The organism is Mycobacterium sp. ML4 (assembly GCF_054515735.1).
The window spans coordinates 161678-170746 of record NZ_JBTNSY010000018.1; the positions used below are offsets into that span (position 1 = coordinate 161678).

The 9069-nt window shown below is 68.0% G+C and carries 5 protein-coding genes; 2 read left to right on the top strand and 3 right to left on the bottom strand.

Annotated elements, in window-relative coordinates; all coding sequences use genetic code 11:
* The first annotated feature begins 27 nt into the window (after window positions 1-27).
* Window positions 28-873 (top strand): thioesterase family protein, encoded by an 846-nt coding sequence (locus ACX9NE_RS20660; RefSeq protein ID WP_459362672.1) that lies wholly within the window; start codon window positions 28-30, stop codon window positions 871-873.
* The gene (locus ACX9NE_RS20665) at window positions 870-1418 is read left to right on the top strand and encodes a TetR/AcrR family transcriptional regulator (protein ID WP_459362671.1); all 549 of its coding nucleotides are present in this window, start codon (window positions 870-872) and stop codon (window positions 1416-1418) included. Before ACX9NE_RS20660 ends, ACX9NE_RS20665 begins: the two co-directional genes overlap by 4 nt.
* On the opposite strand, the gene ACX9NE_RS20670 is transcribed toward ACX9NE_RS20665, so the two are convergent.
* The 3 genes from ACX9NE_RS20670 to ACX9NE_RS20680 all read right to left on the bottom strand — a co-directional run bounded on the left by ACX9NE_RS20670 (window position 1402) and on the right by ACX9NE_RS20680 (window position 8845).
* The gene (locus ACX9NE_RS20670) at window positions 1402-2763 is read right to left on the bottom strand and encodes an FAD-binding oxidoreductase (RefSeq protein WP_459362669.1); all 1362 of its coding nucleotides are present in this window, start codon (window positions 2761-2763) and stop codon (window positions 1402-1404) included. The two genes, ACX9NE_RS20665 and ACX9NE_RS20670, sit on opposite strands and share 17 nt — an antisense overlap.
* 495 nt (window positions 2764-3258) lie before the next feature.
* Complete coding sequence (locus ACX9NE_RS20675) at window positions 3259-5493, bottom strand: PE family protein (protein WP_459362668.1); 2235 nt, start codon at window positions 5491-5493, stop codon at window positions 3259-3261.
* A 796-nt stretch (window positions 5494-6289) separates the two neighbouring features.
* Window positions 6290-8845 carry a PE family protein gene (locus tag ACX9NE_RS20680; protein WP_459362667.1) on the bottom strand — a complete coding sequence of 852 codons (2556 nt, stop codon included), beginning with the start codon at window positions 8843-8845 and terminating at the stop codon, window positions 6290-6292.
* Window positions 8846-9069: the final 224 nt, after the last annotated feature.

The window sequence follows — 9069 nt, forward strand, 5'->3', positions numbered from 1 at the left end:
AACGCTCGCCCTGACCGAAGAGGAACGATGACCGACTCGTACTACGAGCTGATCGACAGTGCCGACGCGCACGGCGAGAAGTTCCGGGCCACCGACCTGTCCCGGGGCACCTGGTCGTCCTCGATGCAGCACGGCGCTCCGGTGTCGGCGCTGCTGACGCGCGCGTTGGAGCGGTGCCAGCGACGCGATGACACCCGCCTGAGCCGGGTGGTGATCGACCTGCTCGGCCCGGTGCCCGTGGAGGGGGATCTGTGGGTTCGTTCCAAACTCGAACGCGGCGGCCGACAGATCGAGTTGGTCGTCGCCGAGATGCTGGCCCTGGGACCCGATAATGAACCCCGGCCCGTTGCCCGGGCCAGCGGGTGGCGGTTACAGCAAGTCGATACCCGCGCCGTCGTGCACGCACCCACACCGCCGCCGCGCCCGGTGTCCGAGGCGCGGGAGCGCAACCTGAAGGCCCGGGAATGGGACCGCAACTATGTCCACAGTTTGCAATGGCTGTGGCTGACCGAGCCGTTGCAGCCGGGACCCGGTGAATCTTGGATCAAGCCGCTCTCCGACCTGGTTTCCGGTGAAACCATGACGCCGATGGAACGGTTGTTCGCGGTGGCCGACTGCGCCAACGGCATCGGCAGCAAGCTGGACATCACCAAGTTCACCTTCGTCAACACCGACGTGGCCGTGCACGTTTTCCGGGTTCCGCAGGGAGAGTGGATCGGCATTCGCGCGGAAACCAGCTACGGGCCGGACGGAATCGGTGCGACGGTCGGGTCGCTGTTCGACGAGCGGAGTGCGGTCGGCGCCATCCAACAGTCCGTGCTGGTGCGCCCTCGGCCTCCCAAGCAGAGCTCCGCAGGGGAGGCCACAACATGAGCCAGCCGTCGCCGGTGAGCGAAAGCGTCGAAAACGACACCTCGACGCGCCAGCGGATCCTCGCCGCCACCGCGGAGGTGCTGGCCCGTAACGGCAAGACCAAACTCAGCCTGTCCGAGGTCTCCGCGCAGGCCGGCGTGTCTCGGCCCACGCTCTACCGCTGGTTCGCCTCCAAAGAAGAGCTGCTGTCGGCGTTCTCCAAACATGAACGCGAGAATTTCGAGAAGGGGCTCGCGAAGGCGACGGCGGGGCTCAGGGGAGTCGAAAGGCTCGATGCCGCACTGCGATTCATCGTCGACTACCAGTACTCGTATTCGGGTGTCCGGATGGTCGACATCGAGCCCGAGCACGTCCTACCGCAGATGTCCGCTGTCATCCCGGAGATGCGGGAGGGCTTACAACGGCTGCTGCCCGGCCCCAACGCGGCGGTCAAGGCGGCGACGGTGATCCGAATTGCGATCTCGCACTACGTCGTTCGCAGTGATGACGCCGATCAGTTCCTGGCTCAGCTACGCCACGCCGTCGGGATCAAGAATCCGGACTGAACAACACCGCCGCATTGAGATAGCCAGTCGGGTCCAATGCCGCCTTGACCGCGCGCATAACAGCGATATCGGCAGCGTTCCGGGACATCGCCAGATAGGCCCGCTTGCGAGTGCCGACGCCGTGCTCGGAGCTGACATTGCCGCCGCAGCCGGCGATCAGGTCCATCATCTCCGCATACAGCGCGGGCTCCTGGTCTGTCGGCAAGCGCAACACGTTGAGGTGCAGGTTGCCCTCGCCGACATGCCCGAACAACACCGGCAGCGCCCCGGGTACCCGCCGGCCGACCAATGCGACCGCGTCGCGGGCAAACCCGCTGATCGCCGATAAGGGCAGCGAGACATCGAACTTCAATGGCGGGCCGTAACTCGCCAACACCTCGGCCAGCGATTCGCGCACTCGCCACAACCGTTGCTGGGCAGCAACATCCACACCGACGGCCGGCTCGCCGCACAACCGCAGACCGTCCAGCAGCCTGGCCAGCCGTTCGGTCTGATCGTGGTCGGCGGCCAGTTCCACCAGCATTAACCAGTCGCCGGCGACCGGCGCCCCGACTCCCAACTGATCACCCGCCAACTCCGCGCCCCGGCCATCGATCAACTCCAGCGCCGCAATCCCGTCCGCCTCGGCGAACATCCGCCCCGCGTCGACCAGCGCATCGAGGTCAGCGAATCCGCACACCGCGGTCACCCGGTGCGACGGCGCGGGGTGCAGCCGCAGATCCAGCGCGGTGATGACGCCAAGAGTGCCCTCGGCGCCGACGAAGAACGACGGAAGGTCGTATCCGGTGTTGTCGCTGCGCACCCGGCTGTGCCGGCGCAACACCGAACCGTCGGGCAACGCCACATCCAGACCGAGGACCTGCTCGCCCATATTCCCGTAGCGCACGGTGCGCAGCCCGCCGGCGTTCGTCGATGCCATGCCACCGACGGTCGCGGTGTCCCGGGCCGCCAGGTCGACGCCGAACACCAGCCCGGCCGCCGTAGCCACCCGCTGTACCGCCGCCAGGGTGGCGCCGCCACCGGCCGTCACCCGGCGCTCGGCCACATCGACATCGCTTATCGCAGTGAGTCTTTCAGTGGACAACAGCACGTCGTCATGCTCAGGAACGGTGCCGGCCACCAGGGAGGTGCGGCCACCCTGAACGGTGACGTGCGCGCCGGCGTCTCGGCACACCCGCAGCACCTGGGCGACCTCGTCGGCCGAACCGGGGCGCACCAGCGCGCTGGCCTGGCCGCGGTACCGGCCCGTGTGGTCGACGCTGCGGCCGGCCAGCACGTCGGGGTCGGTGACGACCTGGTTCGAGCCCGCTATCTCGGCCAGGCGGGCGGTTAGGCTCGCCGGCATGCTCAGAACTGCTTGTGCGGCACGTCGGTCACCAGCGCGCCGTCGATGATGAACTGGCTGCCGACCGACCGATACGAATGACCATCAGTGTCCTCCGTCCCCACAACGCTTTGGCATGTCAGACACTAGTCGGCCGCCCACCCCACCTGCCGGTACGAAGCCGACGCGCCGCGAACGACGGTTGGAAGCCCTGCAGGCAGTGCCCGACCCACGCGACCGGCGCGGGGTGCGCTACTCGTTGGCCGGCGTACTCGCGCTCGCGTCACCGCTACCGTGGCCGGGTGCCGCTCGTTGGCGGCGATCGGCCAGTGTGCCGCGGAGACCGCAGTCGACCAGCTGATCTGGTTTGGACTCACCAGCGGCAGCGGCCCCCGGCGAGTCGAGGTCGCGCAAACTGTTCGCCCGCATCGATGCCGACGCCTTCGATCGGGCACTGGGCGCGTGGATGTGGACGCGAACCTTTACCGTCGAGTGGCGCCGCCCGCTGAGCCAGAGTCATCCGCTTTGCCCCGGCTTGCCGGACAGACCATGAGCGCCATTCGAGCCTCGGCTACCAGACTCACTGGTGCCGAATCCGCCGGGTCCGCCAGAGCCGCCGTTTCGACCCGGACCACCGTTGCCGCCGATGCCGCCGCTGCCGCTGCCGCCGTCAGCGCCGGCTTGGCCAAATAGGGATCCACCAGCTCCGCCGACGCCGCCGCGGGTACCGCCTGGACCACCGTTGCCGCCGTCACCGCCGTTACCGCCGCTGCCACCGTCACCGCCGTCACCGCCGAAGCCGCTGGCTTGGCTACCAACGCCGGACCCGCCGGAGTCGCCGCTCCCGCCAAAGCCTCCGCCGCCGCCAAGACCGCCTACACCGCCGTTACCCGCATCGCCGCCTCGGCCGCCGTTGCCGATCAGCCCGGCGGCGCCACCGTTACCGCCGACACCCCCGACCCCGCCGCGACCTCCCGTGCCGCCGGCGGCACCATCGCCACCGTCACCACCGTGACCGCCGATTGCAGAAGCAGCGGAGGAGGCCCTCCCCCCATTACCACCGTCTCCGCCAAAACCGCCATCGCGGCCGATTCCGCCCGTACCGCCGACGCCGCCGGTCCCGCCATCACCTCCGTTGCCTATCAGAAGGCCCCCTCGGCCACCATTGCCACCGCGTCCTGCGTCGCCTCCCAGACCACCAGTCGCGCCGGCGCCACCGTTGCCACCGTCACCACCCTTGCCGCCTTGGGCAAGATCGCCCGTCAGCGAGGTGGCTTGCCCGCCATCAGCTCCCGGAGCGCCCTCACTGTTATTGATGGTGTCCCCATCGGGGCTGAGCCGCAGAATGCCCCGGCCGCCGTCACCACCAATTCCGCCGGTTCCGCCGTCACCGCCATGACCGCCGTTGCCGATCAACATTCCGCCCCGGCCGCCATCGCCGCCGTCTCCTGTCGCGAACGGCTCGGCCGTCTTGCCATTCGGCCCCCGTAGTCCGTTGGCGCCGTTGCCGCCGTCCGTTGCGATGGCATCACCATTCGTCGTTACGTTCGTTCCCGGAGTGGCGTCATTCGCCGTAGAAAATGAGAATCCTCCGTTCCCCGGGAAGAAGCCCTGGCCACCTCGCCCACCATTTCCGCCGTTGCCGATCAGGCCGGCGTCGCCACCTTGACCTCCATCGGCGAAGAAATCGGAATCGCCGCCGTTGCCGCCGCTACCGAACAGGGATCCGCCGTTGCCGCCCCGTGCACCGCGAGAGCCGACCCGGCCGTCGCCGCCGTCGCCGCCATTCCCGATAAGCCCTGCGTTACCACCGGCGCCAACGATCTTCGCCCCGCTTCCGCCGTCGCCGCCGCTACCGAACAAGCGTCCGCCGGTGCCTCCGTCGCCGCCCTGAGTGGCACCGAGTTCGTCGCCGAGAGGCCCATTCAACCCCGCCTCACGCAAGACGAACCCGTTTCCGCCGTCGCCCCCGTTTCCGACGAGTCCGGCATTGCCGCCCTTCCCGCCGTTGGTGAAGTTGTCGGCCGCGTTGCCGCCGTTTCCGCCATTGCCGAACAGCATCCCGCCGTGGCCACCATTACCGGCCGCCCCGCCGGCACCGCCGTTGCCGAACAGCACCGCGTTGCCGCCGCTGCCTCCGGCCGCGGTCACACCACCGCTGCCGCCGTTTCCGCCGTTGCCGAACAACAGTCCGCCACTGCCGCCATTGCCGCCGGTGAAACCGGTACTCCCGTTGCCGCCATTGCCGCCGTTTCCGATGAGTCCGGCGTTGCCTCCGTTGCCGCCGGCCTGGCCCGGGGCGCCGTTGCCACCTCTGCCGCCATTGCCGAACAGCAGCCCTCCGTCGCCTCCGTTCTGTCCCGGTCCGCCGTTGGCCCCATTGCCGATCAACGGACGCCCCAGGAGCGCGTTGGAGCGTGCATTGACCCAGCCCAGCAGTTCTTGTTCCAAGCTCCGCAGAGGCGAGACATTGGCGCTTTCGGCGCCGGAATAGGCGCTGGCTGAGGATGACACCGTCTGCACGAACTCCGAGTGAAGCGCCTTAGCTTTAACGCTAATTTGGTGATAGTCCCGCGCGAAATCAGAGAACAACGCCGCGACCGCAGCCGACACCTCGTCTGCCGCCGCCGGCGCTATTCCAATAGTATTGCTCGACGCAAACGCGTTCGCTGATCTCACCGCCGACTCGACATTAGCCAGGTCGGTAACGGCGCTGAACATCTCTTCGGGCAACACGGTCAAAAACGACACTGAAAATCCTCGTTTCTTTATCTCGAAAGACGCATATCAGTAGGCGTGAGCCCCTAGTCGTCATCTAATTTCTCTGTATCAAGTGCGCAGGTTCATGCTCGACGCATCGATTTCAAGGCGCATTGACTTATACGCAATTCCGCGTACTTCAGTGCGGAAAGGAAATCATTGGGGGCGCATCGTGTATGAGTTGGTTGCGGTGCAATGCCCCTTCGACATTGTCGCCATCGAAACCAGAGAGGCGCGATCAATCAGGGCGTCGCAGCACCTTATCCAATGACGGGCTAACCGCGTTGGCGTTCCTCATCCTTTGCCTTCCTCACGCAGTCGTGGCCGCTCTGCTAAAAGCGGGCGGCACTTCAGGAGATAGAAACCAGCTTCGCCGATGACCACCGGGTTGGGTACTACGCATTTTCGATACACCCATATCGTGGTTATATGGCCATCGGCTCCGCACGGCCAACGCCGAGGACGGCCGCAGATCATCGTTGCGACCGAGGGCGCTCCATGTCATCCACCCACTGCGCAATGCACCGCTACCAGCCAATTGGCCGAACCATCAAGAATTGATATGGCGGTATTGGGAATGGCTACTCCCCCACAGGCCATGTCGCGATCAAGACATGTCCTGGTTCTCGAGACTCGCAGCGGATATCCTCGAAATTCGCAACGCCGTACACCCTTCTTCGTGTCATAAGAACCACCACAGGTGCTGGTGTCCACGGCGACCCTCACGCCGCCGCACTGCGGCCGTTGTTCAACAAGATCAACGGCCAGCTCCACCACAGGCGACTGGTTAGATCAACCCGTTGAGCCCGTTTTGGCCCAACAACAGCCCGCCGATTCCACCGGCTCCTACTTGACCCGGTGTCGGGCCGAGTCCGGCGTTGCCGCCGTTACCGCCGTTACCAAGCAGGCCGGCGTTACCTCCGGCTCCGCCGTTACCACCAATGATGGTGCCGTTTGCGCCCGCGCCGCCGGCTCCGCCATTACCGATAAGTTGGCCGGCTCGGCCGCCTTGCCCGCCAGCACCGGCGTTGTCTGAATCTCCGGCTATGCCGCCGGCGCCACCGGACCCGCCGTTGCCCAGCAGGCCGGCGTTGCCACCGGCGCCGCCGTTACCACCGTTCCCACCAAAACCTATTCCGCCGCTCCCACCGGCGCCGCCGCTCGACAGCAGCCAGCCGGCATCACCACCGGCGCCTCCGTCACCACCGATGCCGCCATTAAGGCTGAATCCGCCGGACCCGCCCATGCCGCCACCACCGAACAGCGGGCCCGCGTTACCGCCGGCCCCACCCGTTCCCCCAGCAAGATTGCCGCCAAAGCCTCCGACCCCGCCCATGCCGCCACTACCAAACAGCGGCCCCGCGTTGCCGCCGGCGCCGCCCGCCCCGCCGGGGCCACTGAGGCCAAGTCCGCCGCCCCCGCCGGCACCACCGGCGGCGCTGAACAACCCAGCTAAAGCCCCGCCGGCGCCACCGTTCCCGCCGGCCCCGCCGACCCCGAGGAATGCGGTGGCGAATCCACCCTCTCCACCGCCCCCACCGGCGCTAAACAACCCGCCAGCGCCACCGGCGCCGCCGGCGCCGCCGTTTGCGACCGACGAGGATCCGCCAATTCCACCGACCCCGCCGGGCCCGAACAACCCACCCCCGCCCCCGCCAGCGCCGCCGGCCCCGCCATTGGCAGCACTTGAGTTCCCGCCAGCCCCGCCGGCTCCGCCGGTACCCCAAAGCCCGGCAGCTCCACCGGACCCCCCGGACAGGCCAGGTCCGCCGGAGCCGCCGGCTCCCCCATCACCGAGTAGCCACCCACCCGCGGCGCCGCCTTGCCCGGTCCCAGAAGCACCGTTGAGGCCGTTGCCGATCAGCGGCCGCCCGGTCAGGGCAAGGCTCGGCGCGTTGAGAAGGTCGAGCAGATCCTGCCGCAGGGCGGGCAAAGCCGTCGCGCTAGCTGAGCCGTTATTGCCGTTAGCACCCAACAACAGCCCGGCAGCTCCGCCACTGCCATCGGCGCCTGGCGTGGCACCGACCCCGCCGTTGCCGCCATTGCCACCATTGCCGAACAGTCCGGCGTTGCCGCCGGTCCCGCCATTACCGCCGGCGCCATCGCCTTGGCCACCGCAACCACCAGCCCCGCCACCGCCCAGCAATATCCCACCCCTGCCGCCGGTCCCGCCGGCGCCGCCGCCGCCAACTTCTGCTGCGCCACCGGCCCCGCCACTGCCGCCGAAACCCAGCAAGCTGGCGGCGCCGCCCATCCCGCCGGACCCGCCATCACCGCTAACGCTTCCCCCACCAGGTCCACCGGACCCGGCGCTGCCCAACACGAAACCAGCGTTGCCGCCTGTTCCCCCGCTACCGCCGACTCCGACCTCGCTGAACCCGCCGGCCCCACCCGAGCCGCCGTCGCCGATCAGCAGGCCTGCGTTGCCTCCATTGCCGCCCACCGCACCCAGCGGACCACCGTTGGTAACACCGCCCGCCCCGCCGGCGCCGCCGGAGCCGACGAGCAAGCCGGCGTCACCGCCAGCCCCGCCGACACCGCCCAAAGTACCGCCCAACCCACCGACCCCGCCGGCGCCTCCGGCGCCAAGCAGTCCGCCGGTTCCACCGGCGCCACCCGCACCGCCGGTGGCGGCATCTGACGCGCCGCCCGCTCCGCCGGCCCCGCCGACGCCCAGCAATCCACCCGACCCACCAGCCCCGCCCGCTCCGCCGGTGGCGCCGACGGCCGTCGTCCCGCCGGCGCCGCCACATCCACCGCTCCCCCATAGCAGTCCGCCGGCCCCGCCCCGGCCGCCTGCCCCCCCAACGGAAGTTTGGGAGCTGCCGCCGACCCCGCCGGCACCGCCGTTGCCGATCAGTCCGGCTGCCTCACCTGCCCCACCGTTTTGGGACCCTGTACCAGAGCCGCCCGCGCCGCCGTCACCGAACAACCAGCCCCCCGGTGCGCCGTCCTGACCGGATCCCGGGGCGCCGTTGGCGCCGTTGCCAATCAGCGGGCGCCCAGTAAGCGCCACACTGGGCGAATTGATCACATTCAGCAACTGCTGCAATGGTGAGGCGTTGGTGGCTTCGGCGCTGGCATAGGCACTCGCGGTGGATGCCAATGTCTGCACGAACTCCGAGTGCAACACCCGAGCTTTGGCGCTGATTTGGTGATAATCCTGCGCGTAATCAGAGAACAACGCCGCCACCGCAGCCGACACCTCGTCTTGCGCGGCCGCAGCTATTCCAATGATGTTGGTCGACGCAATCATATTGGCTGACCTCAGCGTCGACCCGACACCAGCTAGGTCGGCAGCGGCGGTGACCATCTCCTCCGGCATCCCGGTGAAAAAAGGCATGAGATCCCTCGTTTCTCCATTCAACAGCCGCACGGCATGAGCCAATAGTCGTCATCGGGTGGTGTGCATTGAATTTACCGGTCCAGTCTTGATGGCGAGCGTGCATGGCGATATCGACTCATACACGTTTCGGCGTACTTCGGCGGTGGAAGCAAAAGCGGCTCTTCGCGTGCGAAGTGATGCCGAGCGGCGCAGTCGAGTCGGTCTTGCCGCCGACGAGTGGT